Annotated in this window: 16 protein-coding genes; 10 read left to right on the top strand and 6 right to left on the bottom strand. The window is 68.4% G+C overall.

All coding sequences use genetic code 11. The annotated features are described in order from the left end of the window. Positions 1-92: 92 nt before the first annotated feature. Positions 93-917 carry a 2OG-Fe(II) oxygenase gene (locus M0208_RS13560; RefSeq protein WP_258892205.1) on the top strand — a complete coding sequence of 275 codons (825 nt, stop codon included), beginning with the start codon at positions 93-95 and terminating at the stop codon, positions 915-917. A 7-nt stretch (positions 918-924) separates the two neighbouring features. Here the strand turns inward: M0208_RS13560 and M0208_RS13555 are convergent, their stop codons facing one another. Next, positions 925-2,028 (bottom strand): hypothetical protein, encoded by a 1,104-nt coding sequence (locus tag M0208_RS13555; RefSeq protein ID WP_258892204.1) that lies wholly within the window; start codon positions 2,026-2,028, stop codon positions 925-927. Between the two features lie 4 nt (positions 2,029-2,032). Continuing rightward, the gene (locus tag M0208_RS13550) at positions 2,033-2,830 is read right to left on the bottom strand and encodes a WecB/TagA/CpsF family glycosyltransferase (RefSeq protein WP_258892203.1); all 798 of its coding nucleotides are present in this window, start codon (positions 2,828-2,830) and stop codon (positions 2,033-2,035) included. A 261-nt stretch (positions 2,831-3,091) separates the two neighbouring features. Here M0208_RS13550 and M0208_RS13545 point away from each other — a divergent pair, with 261 nt between their 5' ends. From M0208_RS13545 to M0208_RS13525, 5 genes are all read left to right on the top strand, one after another. Further along, positions 3,092-3,742, top strand: coding sequence for a polysaccharide biosynthesis/export family protein (locus M0208_RS13545; protein WP_258892202.1), 651 nt, complete (start codon positions 3,092-3,094; stop codon positions 3,740-3,742). Continuing rightward, entirely contained in the window at positions 3,723-4,910 is a 1,188-nt protein-coding gene (locus tag M0208_RS13540; RefSeq protein WP_258892201.1) for a hypothetical protein, read from the top strand. Before M0208_RS13545 ends, M0208_RS13540 begins: the two co-directional genes overlap by 20 nt. After that, on the top strand, positions 4,907-6,391 hold the full coding sequence (locus tag M0208_RS13535; RefSeq protein WP_258892200.1) for a lipopolysaccharide biosynthesis protein: 1,485 nt from the start codon (positions 4,907-4,909) through the stop codon (positions 6,389-6,391). Before M0208_RS13540 ends, M0208_RS13535 begins: the two co-directional genes overlap by 4 nt. Next, complete coding sequence (locus tag M0208_RS13530) at positions 6,388-7,188, top strand: CpsD/CapB family tyrosine-protein kinase (RefSeq protein WP_258892199.1); 801 nt, start codon at positions 6,388-6,390, stop codon at positions 7,186-7,188. The genes M0208_RS13535 and M0208_RS13530 overlap by 4 nt, the downstream gene beginning before the upstream one ends. Before the next feature lie 63 nt (positions 7,189-7,251). After that, positions 7,252-8,295 (top strand): hypothetical protein, encoded by a 1,044-nt coding sequence (locus M0208_RS13525; RefSeq protein WP_258892198.1) that lies wholly within the window; start codon positions 7,252-7,254, stop codon positions 8,293-8,295. A gap of 13 nt (positions 8,296-8,308) precedes the next feature. Here the strand turns inward: M0208_RS13525 and nudC are convergent, their stop codons facing one another. Genes nudC through M0208_RS13510 form a run of 3 tightly spaced genes read right to left on the bottom strand, consistent with a single transcriptional unit; the run spans position 8,309 to position 11,582 of the window. Then, positions 8,309-9,181: an NAD(+) diphosphatase gene (gene nudC / locus M0208_RS13520; protein WP_258892197.1), complete on the bottom strand. Its 873-nt coding sequence runs from the start codon at positions 9,179-9,181 to the stop codon at positions 8,309-8,311. After that, complete coding sequence (locus M0208_RS13515; protein WP_408988152.1) at positions 9,178-10,527, bottom strand: serine hydrolase domain-containing protein; 1,350 nt, start codon at positions 10,525-10,527, stop codon at positions 9,178-9,180. The genes nudC and M0208_RS13515 overlap by 4 nt, the downstream gene beginning before the upstream one ends. Before the next feature lie 14 nt (positions 10,528-10,541). Beyond that, positions 10,542-11,582 carry an A/G-specific adenine glycosylase gene (locus tag M0208_RS13510; RefSeq protein ID WP_258892196.1) on the bottom strand — a complete coding sequence of 347 codons (1,041 nt, stop codon included), beginning with the start codon at positions 11,580-11,582 and terminating at the stop codon, positions 10,542-10,544. Between the two features lie 26 nt (positions 11,583-11,608). Here M0208_RS13510 and M0208_RS13505 point away from each other — a divergent pair, with 26 nt between their 5' ends. The 4 genes from M0208_RS13505 to M0208_RS13490 are packed head-to-tail and all read left to right on the top strand — an operon-like array spanning position 11,609 to position 16,955. Next, positions 11,609-12,115, top strand: a complete 507-nt coding sequence (locus M0208_RS13505; RefSeq protein ID WP_408988102.1) for a DUF721 domain-containing protein — start codon at positions 11,609-11,611, stop codon at positions 12,113-12,115. Then, positions 12,112-12,783: a DsbA family protein gene (locus tag M0208_RS13500; protein WP_258892194.1), complete on the top strand. Its 672-nt coding sequence runs from the start codon at positions 12,112-12,114 to the stop codon at positions 12,781-12,783. Before M0208_RS13505 ends, M0208_RS13500 begins: the two co-directional genes overlap by 4 nt. Positions 12,784-12,805: 22 nt before the next feature. Beyond that, positions 12,806-13,537, top strand: a complete 732-nt coding sequence (locus M0208_RS13495) for a DsbA family protein (RefSeq protein WP_258892193.1) — start codon at positions 12,806-12,808, stop codon at positions 13,535-13,537. A gap of 28 nt (positions 13,538-13,565) precedes the next feature. Continuing rightward, complete coding sequence (locus M0208_RS13490; RefSeq protein ID WP_258892192.1) at positions 13,566-16,955, top strand: chromosome segregation SMC family protein; 3,390 nt, start codon at positions 13,566-13,568, stop codon at positions 16,953-16,955. On the opposite strand, the gene M0208_RS13485 is transcribed toward M0208_RS13490, so the two are convergent. Beyond that, positions 16,897-18,120 carry a hypothetical protein gene (locus tag M0208_RS13485; protein WP_258892191.1) on the bottom strand — a complete coding sequence of 408 codons (1,224 nt, stop codon included), beginning with the start codon at positions 18,118-18,120 and terminating at the stop codon, positions 16,897-16,899. The genes M0208_RS13490 and M0208_RS13485 overlap by 59 nt on opposite strands. Positions 18,121-18,123: the final 3 nt, after the last annotated feature.

The raw sequence follows: 18,123 nt of genomic DNA, 5'->3' as shown, positions 1-18,123 counted from the left end.
AAGACCATGAACTAGACGCGCGCGACCGCGGCCTGTCTAATCGCGGTTCGATATGCCGCGCGTGCCGGCATCGATGCCCTGGGGAGGCGCAGATGGCATTGCTGGATATGGGCGACCGGGGCGGTTACCGCAGCTTCGACGAGGCGCAGTGCCGCGCGGCGGGACAGGGGCTGGCCGATCGATACCGGTCGGCGGACCCCTTCCCCCATATCGTGGTCGACGACTTCATCGACATCGCCATGCTACGCGACGTGGTGCGCCACTTTCCAGGCGGAGAGGCAGGCGCGCGCCCGTTCGATCGCGACCAGGAACGGTTCAAGCAGCAATTCCATCCGCAACAATGCAGCGGCCTGACGACGCGCAACATCTTCGCCGAACTCAATTCTCAGGCGTTCCTCGGTTTCCTAGAGGAAATGACCGGCATGAAGGGGTTGATCGCGGATCCGTATTTCGCCGGTGCTGGACTGCACGAAACGCGCCGTGGCGGGCATCTGGGTATCCATGCGGACTTCAACCGCCACGACGTGATGAATGTCGAGCGGCGGCTGAACCTGCTGATCTATCTGAACGACGACTGGGACGATTCCTATGGCGGTGCGCTGGAGCTGTGGGACCGGCAGATGAGGGAATGCCGGGTTCAGACATTTCCGCACATGGCGCGGGCGGTGGTCTTCGCGACCGATCTCGACAGCTATCACGGGCATCCCGATCCGCTGCAATGCCCGCCGGGCCGTACGCGCCGGTCGATCGCGACCTATTATTACACCGCCCCGCGCGATGTCGTGTTCGACGTGGATCGCACGACGAACTTCCGCAAACGCCCCGGCTCCAGCGACAAGCGCGACTGGCGCGTGGCGCTGCACCATCTGGCGAACGACTGGGCCCCGCCCGTCCTGCGCCGCCGGTTGCGGGTTTAGCCCGGGACTATCGCGTGATGGGCAGCCAATAATCGCGATCGGAAGCGGCGTCGTAATAGAACGGGTTCGCCGCGCTGCGGCGCGCGAACAGGACCGGCCAGCCGATCCGGTGCCGCGCCCATTTCAGGTTCGCGCGCACGAAACCTGAGTCGCGCCAAGCCGTGTCGCGTTGGTAGGCGAGATAGACGGGCACGAAGCGCGCGACATAGCGCCGGCATCCGGCCAGCGTCCTGGGGCGCAGCCGCGCGGCGTCTTCGTGGACGAAACGCCGCGCGATCGATCGCAGCGACGCGGCGGTCGCGGTTTCCACGCCGTCGGGCGACCATGTGGCCTCGGCCCGATGCCCGCGCAGGTAGGCGTGGGTGACGAGCGCGGTGTAATAGGTTCCGGCCGATGTCAGATGGACGTCGTCGCGAAAGATCGCTTTCAGCGTAGCAGCGGTGCTGGCCCCGGTCAGGCCCGGCACCGGCGTTCCGGCGGTGGCCCGTTCGACCAGCGTCGCCAGCGCCAGCGCGGTCGGAACGACGCGCACCCGGTCGCGACGCCCCTCCCCCGCCAGCGACCGGTTCACGCGGTGCGCGGCGCATTCCCACAGCGGCGCGGCGGCGCGTTCATAGGCGATCCAGCGCGCCGGATCGGCCAGGTCCGAAACGGCCAGCCACGACGAGAACAGCATCGTGCGCGCGTGCGGGTTCGCAACGACCGATCGATCGTGCGCCTGACGCAGGTGACGGATCGTGTCGTTCCAGACGATATTGCCGAGCAAGCTATGTTGTTCGGTCACGATCAGCGCGTCATGCGGCGCGCCGTCCGCGCCCGGCAGGCCGAGCGGTGCGCGATCGCGCAAATTCGATCCCGCCGGATTGTGCGCGCTCCAGCGGGTCGGATGGCCCGCGCTTAGCCCGATCGCGGCCAGATGCGCCGGAAAAGGAGCGGCGGTCAGGCTGTGGCCCGAAATCAGGATGCGTTCGGGCGCACCAACACGCCGATCGGTCTCGGCGTTTACCGCGTCGTCGCCGTCGTTCGCCGTGCTGGCCGGGCCGGTCAGCAGGGCGAAGATCGCCGCGAACGACAGGCCGATCGCGAGCCCCGCGTCACGACCGCGAAACATAACCTCACGCCGCCCGTCCCCAATTGCGATAGATCTGGAAGATCATCGGCCCGTCGACCAGATAGCGCCGCCACAACCGGCCGGGTTGCGACAGCAGGCGGAACAGCCATTCGAGCGACAGGCGCTGCACGAAGCGCGGCGCGCGGACCTGTCCGCCGGTCAGAAATTCCAGGCTCGCGCCGACGCACAGGCCGATCCCGGTCGCCTTGCCGCTGCGTTCGACGCGGCAGGCGAGGATTTCCTGCTGAGGAGAGCCGACCGCCAGGAAGCTGTAGCGCGCCTTCGCATCGATCAGGAATTCGGTCGCATGGCTCAGCGCGGCGTCATCGGCGATGAACCCCATCGGCGGATTGTGATGGACGACATCGGTCAGCCCGTACGTTCGGCGGAGCTGCTCCACCGCTTCTTCCGATCCACCCAGGATGGCGACGCGGTCGTCGCTGCGGATCACATCGCGGAACAACGCCGCGGTCAGATCGCTGCCGGTCACGATCGGCAGTTGCAGCCCCGAATTTCGCGCCAGCCGGGCGAGGATGCGGCTGTCGCACAAGGTGAGCCAGGCGCGGCGATAGACCGGCCACAGATCGGACCGGCTGTGCTGCAGCCGGACCACATGATCGACGTTGGGCGTCAGGACATAGGAAAACGTCTCGGACTGCTGCCGGCCGCCGATGTGGTCGAGGATGTCCTTCTGCTCCCCGCGCCGGAAATGAAGGCCCAGGAAATCGATGGTTCCGAACGCCGTCGCCGGTGCGGTGCGGCTGACGGTCGCCGTCTCCGCGACGTTGGGATCATACAGCACGGCATTCCCTCCCCAGGTATCGCGGGCGATTAGAACCGTTGCGCCGCCGGCATGAAATCCTGCGATCGCATTGGCCCAAACAGCGTTGGCCTTTGTACGCGGGGAAAATGCGGGAGGAGATCGCGCCCGCCGCCTTCCGATTTTTCCGCACGCAAGAAACGGCGGGTGAACGGCTGACTGTCGTCCACGAATCACGGGTTTAGGGTGCGAGGCTGGGTCGGAAGGAATTGACCGATGTGCGTGTGGGGACACGTCGATCGCATGGCGAACGACTTTCATGAATGGCGCAAGGGCGGCAGTGCGCTCACCTTTTGCGTTCTGGCGGCCGCGATGCTGGTCGCACCAGCGCACGCGCAGTCGACCGCCGCCGCCGCCGCGCCGGCCGTCGGCGCGAACCTGCTGGGCGAATATCGCATCAATCCCGGCGACGAGCTCGACATATCGGTGTGGGGCGAGGAGCGGATGCAGCGCACGGTGCGCGTCCTGTCCGACGGCACCTTCGCATTTCCGCTGGCCGGAACGATCGTCGCCGCCAACCGGACGGTGAAGGACGTGTCCGGCACCATCCGCGAGCGGATTGCGGGGAACTATCGCACTAGCGTGCCCGACGTCACGGTCGGCGTGCGGGCGGCGGCCGACATGAGCTTCTATGTGGTGGGGAAGGTGCGCACGCCCGGCACCTACGCCACCGGCCGCCCGATCAACGTGGTGCAGGCGCTGAGCATGGCCGGGGGGCTCGCCGAATTCGCCGACGTGAACAATGCGGTGATCCTGCGTCAGACGCCGAACGGACAGGTCGTCGAACCGGTCAAGCTCGCCAGGGTTCTGAAAGGGCAGCGGCGGCTCGAGGCGGGCGCCCTGACCCAGCCGCTTCCCATCTTGCGGAGCGGCGATGTCCTGGTCATCCCGTGACGCGCCGCGCGTCACGCCGCAGGTGCGCCGCATTGCCGGGTCGCTGTCTGTCCTGGGGCTGGTCGTGAGCGCGCCCGCGCCGGCGCAGCCCGTGCCGCGGCTGGAGGTGGACATCCGCGCCCTCGCCTCGGAAAATCCGCTGCTTGTAACCGGATCGGACCGCGGCGCGGCGCTGGTGGAGGTGTCGGCGCGTCCCGGCGTGACGTTCACGACGCCGACCGGATCGACCTTCGACCTTGGGGCCGAGATCAGCAATCGCCGGTACAGCCGGCGCTACGGGAATTTCGTGACCGGCAGCGTCGATGCGGCCGCCAATTACCGCGACAGCGAATACCTCTCGATCGGCGCGTCGGCCGGGTTTGCGCGCGAACTGGCGGTCGACCTGCTCACCAGCAGCGTCGAATCCGCCACCGATCCGACCAGTATCCGCACATCCTATGTCGGGCGCGCCTCGGTCACATGGCATCCGGACCAATATACCTGGGTTCTGCCTGAAATCAGCGCGGAGAAGTTCAGCTTCACGCGCACCGGGCTGCTCGGCGACACGCGCGCGGTTACCGCCAGCCTGGCGTACCGCAGGCGGACGTCGGAACGCACCACGCTGGGCGTGCGGGCGGGATCGATCTTCAGCAACACCGAACGGCTGTCCGACACCAGCACGCAGTTCCTGTACGCGACGATCGCGCAACGGCTGGACGCGCACTGGCGCGCAAGCGGGGAGCTGGGCGTAGAGCGCAACAGCGCGCGCACCGAAGACCTGCTGGGCATCGGTATCGATCAGCCCGCCCGCACCTTGCTGAGCGGCCGGGCCGAATTGTGCCGCGAGGCCCCCGGTCCGGTGATCTGCGTGGCGGGGTCGCTGAATTCAGAGGTAAGCGGGCTGGGCGGGCTGCAGCGCCGCGCGGTCGGCAGCGCATCGTACCGGACCGCGCTTGGCGAACGCACATCGATCGACCTGGCCGCCGAATATCAGCGCACCGTCATGCAGGGATCGGTCTTCCCCGCGTTCGACGCGATCCGCGCGACCGCGACGGTCGAACGATCGCTCAGTAGCGACCTGACGGTGGCCGCGACGCTGCAATATCTGCGTCGCCGCCTGATCGAGGGGACGCGCGTCGGCGCGCTCTTCGCCGGGCTGCAACTCACCTTCACCCCGAGTCTGCGATGAACGAGGACGACGCCCCCACCGGCTCCTTCGGCGTGCTCGAAGGCGTCGCGATCCTGTATCGCCGCCGGTACTGGCTGATCGCACCGCTGATCCTCGGCCTGCTCGGCGCGCTCGTCGCGATGGTCGTGATCGTGCCGATCTATCGCTCGTCCGCGACGTTGCTGATCACCTCGCAGCAGATACCGACGACGGTCGTCGCGTCGCCGTTGACCAATTATGCCGACGAACGGATCGCCAAGATCCGTCAACGGATCATGAGCCGGGAAAACCTGACCGGGCTGATCGCCACGCACAATCTGTATGCGAAGGAACGCGCGCGCCTGCCGCAGGATGAGGTTCTGGGCATCATGCGCGATGCGATCGGGGTCGATCTGGTCGGGACCAGCGCCAATCAGCAACATGGACCAGCGGGCAGCACGATCGCCTTCACCCTGTCGTTCAACTACCGCGACGCGAGAGTGGCGCAGGCGGTGACCGAGCGGTTGACTGCGATGTTCATCACCGAGGACAAACGCCTGCGGACCGAACAGGCGTCCGGCACCGCCGCCTTCCTCGGCCGTCGCGCGATCGAACTGCGCGATCAATTGACCGCGATCGGGGAAAAGCGCCGCGCGATCGAGGCGCGCTATGCCGGCGCGCTGCCCGAACAGGTGGCGGTCAGCGCGCAATCCGGATCGGCCCTGCGCGCCGAAGTGTCGCGGATCGACGCCGAGACGCAGGGCCTGATGCAGCAGAACAGCCTGCTGGCGGCGCGCAGCCAGGAAATCGCGGCGACGCCCGGTGCGGGCGCGGAGGCGCTGCGCCGCGCGGAGGAACGGCTGAACCTGCTGAGCACGGTCTATTCGGACGATTTCCCCGACGTGGTCGCGGCGCGCGACGTGGTCGCCCGCCAGCGCGCGGCGCTGCGCCGGGATGCGACGCCGAACGCCGGAACCGGTGCGATCTACGCCGAGGTGTCCGCGGGAAGAGCGCGGATCGCCACGCTGGCGGAGCGCCGCGCCGGGCTGGTCGGATCGATTTCGAACATGGACCGGATGGCGTCGCTGGCCCCGCAGGCGACGTACGAGCTGAACAACCTCGAACGCGAATATGAGAATGTCCGCATCCAGTATCAGGGCATCCGCGAAAAACAGATGGAAGCGCAGGTCGCCGCCAATCTGCAGACCGAGGACAAGGGCGAACGCTTCTCGGTCGTCGATGCGCCCAGTCTGCCGCTCGAACCCACCGGGTCGGGCCGCGCGAAGATCCTGGGGATGGGCATTGCGGGCGGACTGGGCGCCGGCCTTGCGCTGCTGGTTCTGTGGGAAATGATCGCGGGCGCGGTTCACGGCGAAGGGGGCGTGGCGCGGATCATGGGCGCGCCGCCGCTCGTGGTGGTGCCGGTGTTGCAGACCGGGGACGACGCGGGCCTGTTGCAACGCCTGTCCCGGCTGCTGCGCTTGCCCGGACATAGAGGCGCGCCGATGTGGGGACAGACATGACGATCGCCAACGCGACCGCAGCGGACTTCGTGACGCCTGGTGAAATTCACCGGCTGCGCACCGAACGCGAACCGCGCCAATTGGACGATGCACGCGTCGGCCGCGTTCCTCTGGACCGCGCGATGCTGATCGCTAACGGCATCTTCGGGTTCGAACATCTCGATGTCCGCGCACGCAGCTTCGTGCTGCTGCGGTCGCAATTGCTCAACCGATTCCATCGGCCGGGCGGCCGGGTGCTGGCGGTGACGTCGACGCAGCCGGGCAATGGCAAGACCTATGTCGCCGCCAATGCGGCCGCCGCGCTCAGCCGCATCCATCCGACCGTGCTGATCGACCTGGACCTGCGACGCCCGACGCTCGCGCGCCGGTTCGGCCTGACGCCCGGCCACGGAGTCGACGACTATCTTGCCGGTGACGTATCGTGGGAGAGTACGGGCAGCAGGATCGCCGACACCGACCTGACCATATACGGCGTGCGCGAACCGCGTCCGGATTCCGCCGCCCTGCTCGCATCCGAACGCCTGGGACTGATGCTGGACGCAATCCGCGCGCTGCCGGGCGCGCCGATCTGCATCGTCGACACGCCGCCGATCCTCGCGCTCGACGACATCATGCTGATCGCCGAAAAGGTCGACGGCGTCCTGATGATCGTCGAGGAAGGACGGACCAAAAGCGCCGACATCCGCGATGCGCTGCGTCTGCTCAGCCCGACGCCGATCGTCGGATCGATCCTGAACAAGTCGCTGACCGCCAAGGGACGCAGGGACGGCTACGAACATTATTACGATGCGCCATAGCTGGCCGACGCCGGCCGTGTGTCGGCCGGTCCGCGTCTGAAATCCGCCCGGGGGAGCTTGTCCATGGAAGCACAGCCGACCGTTTCCTCGTTCGTAGAGCCGTCGGCCGGATCGGCGGCCCGACGCCGCGGGGTCGTCGCGCGGCTGATCGAGACGCAGCGCAAGCGCATCGCGGGATTGCGCGACGTTCCGGCGCGAACCGCCTTGCGCGCCGCCAACACCGCCCCGCTGCGGCGCATTCTGGGCGCGAAATATCAGGCCGCGATCGAGCGTCATCGCGCAAACCTGCCGACGCTGACCGGGATCGACGCGCAGATCGTATCCGCGCTGTTGCGGGACGGCGTGTTCATCACGTCGCTGGAGGCGCTGTCGCTTCCCGGATCGGCCGGGATCGTCGATCTGGCAGACGCGATGGCCGACGATTTCGCCGCCGAGGCGCGTCGCCGGGTCCGTGCGGGCATTGATTTCAACGTCGTCCCGCCGGGACCTTTGGTCGCGACGCCCGAGGTGTTCCGCTGGGGGCTGCACGATCGCCTGCTCGATATCGCCGAAGCCTATCTCGAACTGCCGGTCGCTTATGACGGCGTCAGCATCAATTACACCGTCGCGGACGGGCGCGAAGTGTCGACGCGCAAATGGCATCGCGACTGGGAAGATCGCAAGATGCTGAAGATCGCGGTCTATCTGAACGACGTCGACGATCAGGGCGGGCCGTTACAGGTGGTCGGGCGTCACCACATCGCGCAGGACGACGCGAACGGCTATCGCTACGAGCTGGCCTCCGACGAGGAACTTGGCGCCGTGCTGGGCGAGGGGTTCCGCAAGGACATCGTGAGCTGCGAAGGGCCGAAGGGCACCGTCGTGTTCACCGACACCGCGCGGTATTTCCACCGCGGCAAACCCGCCGTCACGCGCGACCGCAAGGCGCTGTTCTACAGTTATTTCGCCCGAACGCCGCGGCACCCGTTCTTCTGCGAACGATCCGGCCTGTCGCGCAGCGACATCGCAACGCTGTCGCAGGGCATGATGCCGCGCCAGCGCGCCGTCACGGCATGGCGCACGACACTGCCTTGGCTCCTCCAGCTGATTCCCCCAGCGCAGCTATAGACGCGCGACCGCTCTACCCCGCCCAGATCGACAGCAGCGTGTGCGCGATGGCGTAGGGCGGCGGCGCGAGGAACGCGCCCTCCCCGCCCGACAGCACGCTGCGCACTTCCTCACGCGAAACCCAGATCGCGTCCTCCAGCTCATTGTCGTCGAGCGTGATTGCGTCGTCCTCGGCGATGCCGACGCACGCGATCATCAGCTGCGACGGGAACGGCCACGGCTGGCTGGAGATATAGCGTACGCCGGTGACGCGCACACCTGCTTCCTCATGGATTTCGCGCGCGACGGCCTCCTCGATCGATTCGCCGGGCTCGAGGAAACCGGCGAGCGCCGAATAGCGGCGCGCGGGCCAGCTCGCCTGACGGCCCAGCAGGGCACGCCCATCGTGTTCGGCGATCATGATGACCACGGGATCGACGCGAGGGAAATGCTCCGCACCGCACTGGTCGCACTTGCGGCCCCAGCCAGCACGGAACAGCCGCGTCGGCGTGCCGCAATTGGCGCAGAAGCCATGCCGCGCGTGCCAGTCGAGCACGCTGCGCGCAGCGGCGAACGTCGCCGCCTCACCCGGCCGCAGCTGATCCAGCGTGGCGAACAGATTGGGCGAACGGAACGGCGGCGGCGCGGGCTCGCCCGGCGTGAAGGCGGCGAAGCGCGGCTTGCCGTCCTCCAGCCCGAGCAATACGAATTCGGCCTCGTCGGGGGCCTCGGTCAGCATCGTCCAGCCGAGGCGGCCGTCGTCGGTCACCTCCGGCTCCCACGCGTGCAGTTTCAGCAGCCGCGCCTGCCAATTGCCCATCGCCGCCGACACCGCCGCCTCGTCATGCCGCAAATGATCGGCGCGATCGAGCAACCCGCCGGTGAAGCCGGGCACGAGACCCGTCATGGACGGCCGCCGTGCAGGCGCTGCGCATCACGCATCAGCGCGGGCAGGATTTCCTGCCGCAGCGGCCATTTCTCGGCCGGGAAATATTGCACCATGATCGTGCCGCGGAATTTCTTCACCGGATCGACGAACGCGATCGTGCCCGCAGCCCCGCCCCAGCCATAGGTGCCCTTCGACGCGCCGCCCGGCATGTCGGCGAGATACACCGACCCACCCGCGCCGAACCCCATCTGCGCCGACATCGCGCCGCCCGTGCCGCCGCCGATCCCGCCGAAGGTGACGCCGGGGGGCAACAGGTTCGACATCGCAAGCGCGACCGTCTGCGGCTTCATCACGCGCACGCCGTCCAGCGTCCCGCCGTCCTGGAGCATATGCAGGAAGCGATCGTAGTCGCGCGCGGACGACACCAGCCCCGCCCCGCCGTAGGGGAAGCTCGGCGGCGTGAGCCACACAGAGGTGGCGCCGGGATCGAGCGGCGTGCGTGCATCGCCGACGAAGGCGTAGTTGGTGGAAAGCCGCTTCGCCTCGCTTGCCGGGACGGTCCAATAGGTCGACCGCATCTGCAGCGGGTCGAACAACTTCGTCTGCACGAACCGGTCGAACGGCATCCCGCTCGCCTTCTCGATCACCGCCCCCATCAGGTCGAGGCCGATCGAATAGCTCCATTTCGTCCCCGGTTCGGCGATCAGCGGAACGGTCGCGACGCGGTTGGCGAATTCGGCCAGCGTCGTCGGACGCGCCCGCCGCGCCTGCGCCTCGATCGCGGCGTTGACCGTGCCGGGCAGCAACCCGAGCCGTTCGTACTCTTTCAGCAACGGACCCTTTGCGCTGATATTGTAGCTGAGCCCGGCGCTGTGCGTCAGCAGGTGACGGATCAGGATCGGGTTCTTCGCGGGCACGCTGTCCATCGAAGTGTCCGGGCTGGTCAGCACGCGCATCTTCGCAAACGCCGGGAAATACTTGCTGAGCGGATCGTCGAGCGACAGCTTGCCCTCCTCGACCAGCATCATCGCCGCCATGCCCGTGACGGGCTTGGTCATCGAATAGACCCGCCACAGCGAATCGGGGCCGGCCGCCGGCGCGCCCACGTCGTCGGCGATCTTCCCCGCGCTGACGAAGACGGTCGGCGCGTCGCCGACGCCGAACGCCCCGACGATCCCGGGCATCTTGTTGCTGGAGACATAGCCGTCGAATAACGCCTGCGTATTGGCGAGGATCGAGCGCGAAGGCAGTGGAGCGGCTACGCGCTGTGGCTGTGGCTGCGCCTGAGGTTGAGGTTGAGGTTGCGCTTGGCGCGCGAACCCCGCACCTGCCGCCGCCAGGGCCAACACACCTACCGCACCCACGAAATAGCCTGGCTTCACCGCATCCTCCGTATCGCATCCGCCGCCTTGGCGAAGACCGTGGGCAAACCCGCCGATTTCAGCCGGTCGGCTGCCCAATATTCACCCACTACGTGCGCTGTCTGCGCGTCCGCTCGCCCCACCGCAAGCGCAAGATCGAGCGTGAAGTGCGTGAAGCCGTGAGAGATTGTCTCGGGCAGAATACGCCAGTCAACCGCGGCGGGCGCGTCGGCGAGCGCAGGCGGCGCATCTATCCACGGCCCGGTCGGCAGTGCGCGCATCCCGCCGAGCAGGCCCTTGTCTGGACGACGGACGAGCAGGACTTCTTCGTCCCACTCCAGCCAAAAGACAGTGCCGAAGCGTTGCGGTCGCGCCGCCTTCGCCGCTTTTGCGGGGAAGCGGTCCGGCTCGCCGCTCGCCAATCCCGCGCAATCCTCGCGTAGCGGGCAGAGCAGGCATTTGGGCGAACGTGGCGTACAGATGCCCGACCCAAGGTCCATCAATCCTTGCGCGAAATCGCCCGCGCGAGATTCCGGAAACACATCGTCCGCTGCCGCGCGGATCGCTTTTCTCGCGCCCGGCAGCGGATCGCCAATCGCGAACAGCCGCGCGACGACGCGTTCGACATTGGCGTCGATCACCACCGCCCGCCTGCCGAACGCGATCGCCGCCACCGCCGCGGCGGTATAGTCGCCCAGCCCCGGCAGCGAGCGCAGCGCCGCCTCGGTATCGGGCAACCGCCCGTCATGAGCGTCCGCGACCACCCGCGCGGTCCGCACCAGATTGCGCGCGCGGGCGTAATAACCAAGCCCCGCCCACGCCGCCATCACCTCCGCCTCGTCCGCCGCCGCCAGGCTGGCGATGTCGGGCCAGCGCGCCACCCACGCCTGGAACCGCGGCCGCACGGTGGTGACTGTCGTCTGCTGGAGCATCACCTCCGACAACCACACGCGGTACGGATCGGCGCGCTCGCCCGTCTTCGCGCGCCACGGCAGATCGCGCGCATGAGCGTCGTACCAGTCGAGCAATTTGCCGGATATCGAGCACTTGGCGTCCACGCCCCGGCTATGGCATGGAAGCGCACATGAGCAAGCGCATCCGCGCCCCCGAACCCGAACGATCGAACCGGTCGCGGCAGGTCGCCGAACTGCTGCCCGCGGTCGGCGGCGCGGCGTTCCGGCGCTTCGGCTTCGTGCAATCGTCGATCGTCACGCGCTGGCCCGAGATCGTCGGCGATCGGCTGGCGAAGGTCAGCGCGCCCGAATCGATCCGCTTTCCGCACGGCAAGAAACAGGACGGCGTCCTGACGCTAACCGTGCGCGGCGCGCACGCCGCGATGATGAGCCACATCACGCCCGAGATCATGGAGCGGGTGAACCGCTTCTTCGGCTATGCCGCGGTCGCGCGCGTGACGATCCGGCAGGGCGAGGTCGCACCCCGTGCCGAACGCCGCGCACCGCCGTCGATCAAGGCCGTCCCTGCCGAACTGGGCGCGAGCCTGAAGACCATCGCCGATCCTGAACTCAAGGCGGTGCTAGAGGCGCTGGCCGCGGGGATCGGCAACCAACCCTTATTACCGGTAGTCAAATGAAGCGTCTCCTCGCGGCCGTATCCCTCGCCATCGCCATCCCGCTCGCCGCCGCGACGCCGCGGCCGTGGACAAGCGTCGCCACGCCAGCGCCGCAGGGCAGCTACGTCATCGGCAACCCAAAGGCGCGCGTGAAACTGATCGAATACGTCAGCTACACCTGCCCGCATTGCGGCCATTTCGCCGCCGACTCGGCCGCCACGCTGAAGGGCAAGTTCGTCGCCTCGGGTTCGACCAGCGTCGAGATCCGTAGCTCTGTCCACGATAAATACGACCTCGTCGCCGCGACGCTCGCGCGCTGTTCGGGATCCGCTGTCTTTCCGAAGCTGCACGACGCATTTTTCGCCCAGCAATCGACCTGGCTCGATCGCGCGGTGAATTTCGACTCTGCCAATGCGCAGCGGATTTCGACCTATCCGGTCGCCGACCAGTATCGCGCGCTGGCCGATGGCGCGGGCCTCAGCGATATCGCCAAGGCGTCGGGCATGACCGATGCGGGGGTCCGCGCGTGCCTCGCCAACCCGGCGACGGTCCAGAAAACGCTGGACGTGGCGCAGGCGATGAGCGGCAAGATCAAGGGCACGCCGTCGTTCGAACTGGACGGAAAGCTGATCGAGAACACCGACTGGGCGAAGCTCGAACCGATGCTGCGCGCTGCCGGCGCCAAATAATCCTGTCCCCTGGAGTAACAGTATGACGTTCCGTTTCGCCGCCCCGCTTCTCGCTCTCGCCGCACTCACCGCGTGTGGCGATGGCGCGGGCAACACCAGCGCGCCCGCCGGTTCGGTCGCCGCAGTCGCCGCGCCCGCCGGGCAGGATTGGACGCAGACGGTGTCGAAGACGGCGGATGGCGGGTATGTGATGGGCAACCCGAACGCATCGCTGAAGCTGGTCGAATACGGATCGCGCACCTGCCCCACCTGCGGCGCGTTCGGCCAGAATGCGACGCGGCCGCTGGAGGAGAATTACATCAAGAGCGGCAAGGTTTCGTACGAATTCCGCGATTTCCTGGTCCACGCGCCGGACCTCGGCGTCGCGCTGCTCGGACAATGCGCGGGCGAAGGGCCATTCTTCGGCATTCTGGAACAGATGTTCGTTGAACAGCCGCAATTCCTGACCAAGCTGGAGACCGTGCCGAACGATTTCCAGCAGCGGCTGCAGTCGCTGACTCCGGCGCAACAGGCGACTGCCTGGGTCGATTATCTCGGCTATGTGGATTTCGTGAAGCAGCGCGGGCTGACCGAGGCGCAGGCGCGGCAGTGCCTGACCGACCCGAAGAAGATCGAGGCGCTGGCGAAGGTCAGCGAGGTCGCGATGAAGGAAAAGGACGTGACCGGCACGCCGACCTTCATCCTGAACGGCAAGAAGCTGGACGTGGCGACGTGGCCGCAGGTGGAGTCCGCGCTGAAGAACGCGGGCGCCTGACGGCAGGTCGGGCGTCGGGGGGCGCGCGATGCAGATCAAGCGGCTCCGGCTTACGGGGTTCAAGAGCTTCGTCGACCCGGCCGATCTGCGGATCGAACCGGGCCTGACCGGCGTCGTCGGGCCGAACGGCTGCGGCAAATCGAACCTGCTCGAGGCGCTGCGCTGGACGATGGGCGAGAACAGCGCGAAGTCGCTGCGCGGCGCGGGAATGGAGGACGTGATCTTCGCCGGCACCGCGACGCGGCCGGCGCGCGATTTCGCCGAAGTGTCGATGCTGGCCGAGATCGACGGCGAGGAATCGGAAGTCGTGCGCCGGATCGAGCGCGGTGCGGGATCGGCCTACCGGATCGACGGGCGCGACGTGCGTGCGAAGGACGTCGCATTGCTGTTCGCCGACGCCGCGACCGGCGCGCATAGCCCGGCGCTGGTCAGTCAGGGCCGGATCAGCGCGGTGATCGCCGCCAAGCCCGCCGACCGCCGCGCGATGCTGGAGGAAGCGGCGGGAATCGCTGGGCTCCACGTCCGCCGCAAGGACGCCGAGCAGAAACTGCGCGCGACCGAGGCGAATTTGCTACGGCTCGACGAGGTGATCGCCGACCAGCAGGCGCGCGCCGCGGCGTTGAAGCGGCAGGCGCGGCAGGCCGAACGCTATCGGCTGTTGTCGGGCGAGATCCGCACGGCCGAGGCGCGGATGATCTTCGCGCGCTGGCGCGATGCCGCGGCGGCGGCGGATGTCGCAAAGGCCGAGGCGGCGGCGGCGGAGACCGCGGTAGCGGCCGCGGCGGAGGCGCAGCGCGCCGCGGCGGCGTATCAGGCGCAGGCGACCGAAACGCTGGCCGAGGCGCGCGCCGCGGCGCAGGCCGCGCGCGACCGGGCGAGCGAGGCGGGGCACCGGCTGGCCGGACTGCGCAGCGAAAAGGTTGCGGCCGAACGGCGGCTGGCCGATCTTGGCGAACAGGCCGCGCGGATCGTCGCCGATCGCGACCGCGAAGGCGCGCTGGCCCATGACGCGGCCGAGGCGCTGGCGCGACTGGCGGCGGAGGCAAGGGCGCTGGAGGCGTCGCTGACCGAGACCGCCGCCCGTCTGCCATCGCTCGACGCCGCGTTGGCGGATGCGGAACGCAGCGCGCGCGATGCCGAGGTCGCGCTGGCGCAGGGGCTGTCACGGCAGGCCAGCGAGTCGGCCGACGCCCGCGTCGCGCACGCTGCTTTATCCGCGGCGCGCGCACGACTCGACCGGGCGGCGCGCGACGTGGCCGCGGTCGCGGCACAGGCGGCGGCGCTGGGCGACGCCGCACCGCTGGAGGCCGCGCGCGCGGACGCCACCGCCACTTTGGCAGCGGCGACCGCGGAGGGTGAAGCCGCACGAACCGCGCAAACCAGCGCCGAAGCGGCCGAACGCGACGCGATCGTCGCGCGTGACGCCGCGCAGGCAAAGCGCGCCACCGCGCGCGCAGACCTCGCCGCACTCGATAGCGAAGCCGCCGCGCTGACCCGCGCGACGCAACGCACCGGCCGCGACCGGCTGCTCGATCACGTCCGCGCCGCGCCCGGCTACGAACGCGCGCTCGCCGCGGCGCTGGGGGACGATCTGGAGGTGGGGCTGGACCCGGCTGCCGAGAGCCATTGGAGCAAGACAAGCGCGACGACGACGCCGGGGCGCGCAGATTCTCTCGCCTCTCACGTAACCGCCCCGGACCTGCTCGCCGCGCGCCTCGCCCACATCATCGTCGTCGATACCGACGACGACCGCGCGCTCATCCCCGGCCAGCGTCTCGTCACCCGCACGGGCTATCTGCGCCGGTGGGACGGGCTGATCGCCAAAAGCAGTGGCGCTGCAGCGGCCGAGCGGCTGGAACGGCTCAACCGCCTGACAGCGATCGAGGCAGCACTCCCCGCGGCACGCGGCGCGGCAGCCGATGCGGACGATACGCTGGGCACCGCCGAACAGGCGATAACCGCGGCGCGCGCCGATGCCCGCGCAGCCCGCGAGTCGCTGTCCCGCGCCGAAACAACAGCGCGAGACGCCCGCGCTCGCGCCGACCGTGCCGCAGCACAGATCGAACGGCTGACAGGACAGCGCGCCGATTTAGACGCCCGCGCGGCGCGCACCGCCGCCGAGCGCGAAGAGGCTGCCGCCGACTTCGCCCAGGCCGAGCGCGCGATGGCCGCGCTGCCCGACACCAGCGCCACCGCGGGGCTGGTCGCCACGCTGCAACACGATGCCGCAGCGGCGCGCGCAGCGGTCGGCGATGCACGCGCGGCACGCGCGGCGGCCGATCGCGCCGACAGCGACGCGCGCCAGCGGCTCGCAGCGGCGCAGGCCGAAACCAAGGGCTGGCGCACCCGCGCAGGCGATGCGGCGCGACGGATCGCCGACATGGCGAAGCGCGAGGCGGAGATCGCGCGCGATCGCGACGCGCTCAGCGATCGTCCCGCTGCGCTTGATGAGGAAATTGCGACGCTGTCGGTGGATCACAACTCCGCACGTGCCTCCGCCGACACGCTGGCGGCTGCCGAGCGCGCGGCCGAAGCGGCGTTGCGCCACACCGAGGACACCGCACGCGCAACCGGCGAAACGCTCGCCGCAGCGCGGGAGGCGCGCGCCGGAGCGGTCGCGCGCGCGGAGAACCAGGAATTGCGCCGGGTCGAGATGGGCCGCGTCTCGGGCGAACGCTTCGAATGTCCCGCCCCGGTGCTGCCCGAAAAGATCGGCTTTACCGTCGAGACGATCCGGACTCCGCAGGAAGAATCATCCGCGCACGAGAGACTCTCGCTCGACCGTGACCGCATCGGGCCGGTGAATCTGGTCGCCGAACAGGAACTGGCCGAACTCGACGCCGCCAGCCTCGGCAACGCCGCCGAGCGCGACGAACTGGGACAGGCCGTGAACCGCCTGCGCGGCTCGATCGGGACGCTCAATCGCGAGGGTCGTCAGCGTCTGCTCGCCGCGTTTCAGGCGGTCGACGGGCATTTCCGGCGCCTGTTCACGACGCTGTTCGACGGCGGGCAGGCGCATTTGGAACTGATCGATTCGGATGACCCGCTGGAGGCGGGGCTGGAAATCATGGCGCAGCCGCCGGGCAAAAGGTTGCAATCGCTGACTCTGTTGTCCGGCGGCGAACAGGCGCTGACCGCGGTCGCGCTGATCTTCGGGCTATTCCTGACCAACCCCGCGCCGATCTGCGTGCTGGACGAGGTCGATGCGCCGCTGGACGACGCCAACATCGAACGCTTCTGCGACCTGCTCGACCGGATGACCGAGGAAACGCAGACGCGCTATCTGATCGTCACGCACAATGCCGTGACGATGAGCCGGATGCATCGGCTGTTCGGCGTCACGATGATCGAGAAGGGCGTCAGTCGGCTGGTATCGGTCGATCTTGGCGGGGCGGAACGGTTGCTGGCGGCGGAGTGAGCCAGTCGGGCGCGGACTCGAACATGGCCGATCCGGTGATCCACAGCATCGCGGCGCCCCGGAACGCCGCGGCGATCGCGATATGCGCCGGCGTAGCGGCGGGCCACGCGCCCTCCATCCCTGCAAACATCCAGAACTCGGCGAAATAGGCGGCGATGTCGCCGATCGCGAACCATGCGACCGGCCACAGCCGCCGACTGGTCAGCAGCAGGAACGGAAACAGCCACAGGTCGAATTGCGGCGAATAGACCTTATTGGTCAGCAGGAACCACGCCAGCACCGGGGTGAACAGCAGCCACGGCCGCGCTCCATGCCGTAGCCATCCGCCCGCGACGATCGCCGCCGCTCCTCCCGCGAAGATCGCAAACGACCAGAAATTGCGTGTCGGCACGTCGGTGATCCACCAGCTGCGCACGCCCATGATCTCCCACACCGACGCCGCGGTGCCGCTGCGGCCTTGCGAAAACACATAGAACTCGCGCCAATTCTCGAACGCCGCCAGCGCGATCGGCAGGTTCACCGCGCCCCATGCGACGATCGCGACAGAAACCAGCGTCGCCGCGCATATGACCCCGCCCCTGCGGAACAACGCGCCAAGGCCGAGGAGCGGCAGCATCAACACCGGGAACAGCTTCGCCGCCGCCCCTAGCGCCGCAAGCGCGGTTGCGCGTACCGCTTGGTCACGCTTCGCCGCCAGCAACGCCGCGACCGCGAAAGCCACCGCCAGCATATCCCAGTTATGTCCCAAATACAGGACCAGCGCCGGCGCGCCCGCCCACGCATACAGCCGCGCCCGATCGACCCCGGCGCGCTCGAACATCCACAACACGACGAACGCCAGCGCCGCGTTCACCGCCGCAACGACGCTCAGGAAATCGAGCGCATCGGCATTTTCCCCGCCGATCGTCCGCGCGACGAATCCCTCGATCCAGATCAGCGCGCCCGTCAGCACCGGATATTCCATCCGCGCCTGGAGATATGGCACCTGCCCCGCCGCCACGCCACGCAGACCCCAGAACGGCACCGCGTCACTGTAGCAGCCAGTCGTGTATTGGATCGACGCGGTCCAGGACGCCCCGCAATGCGCCTTGAACGCCCAGCCAAGCGCGCAGGTGAGCGCGAGCAGAATGTACGGTCCGGCGCGCGCGGCGATCAGGTTTCGCATTGC

It is taken from the genome of Sphingomonas sp. SUN019 (assembly GCF_024758705.1).
GTDB lineage: Bacteria > Pseudomonadota > Alphaproteobacteria > Sphingomonadales > Sphingomonadaceae > Sphingomonas.
Note: the sequence above shows the minus strand (reverse complement) of the source record. Positions and strands in the feature narration are given on the sequence as shown.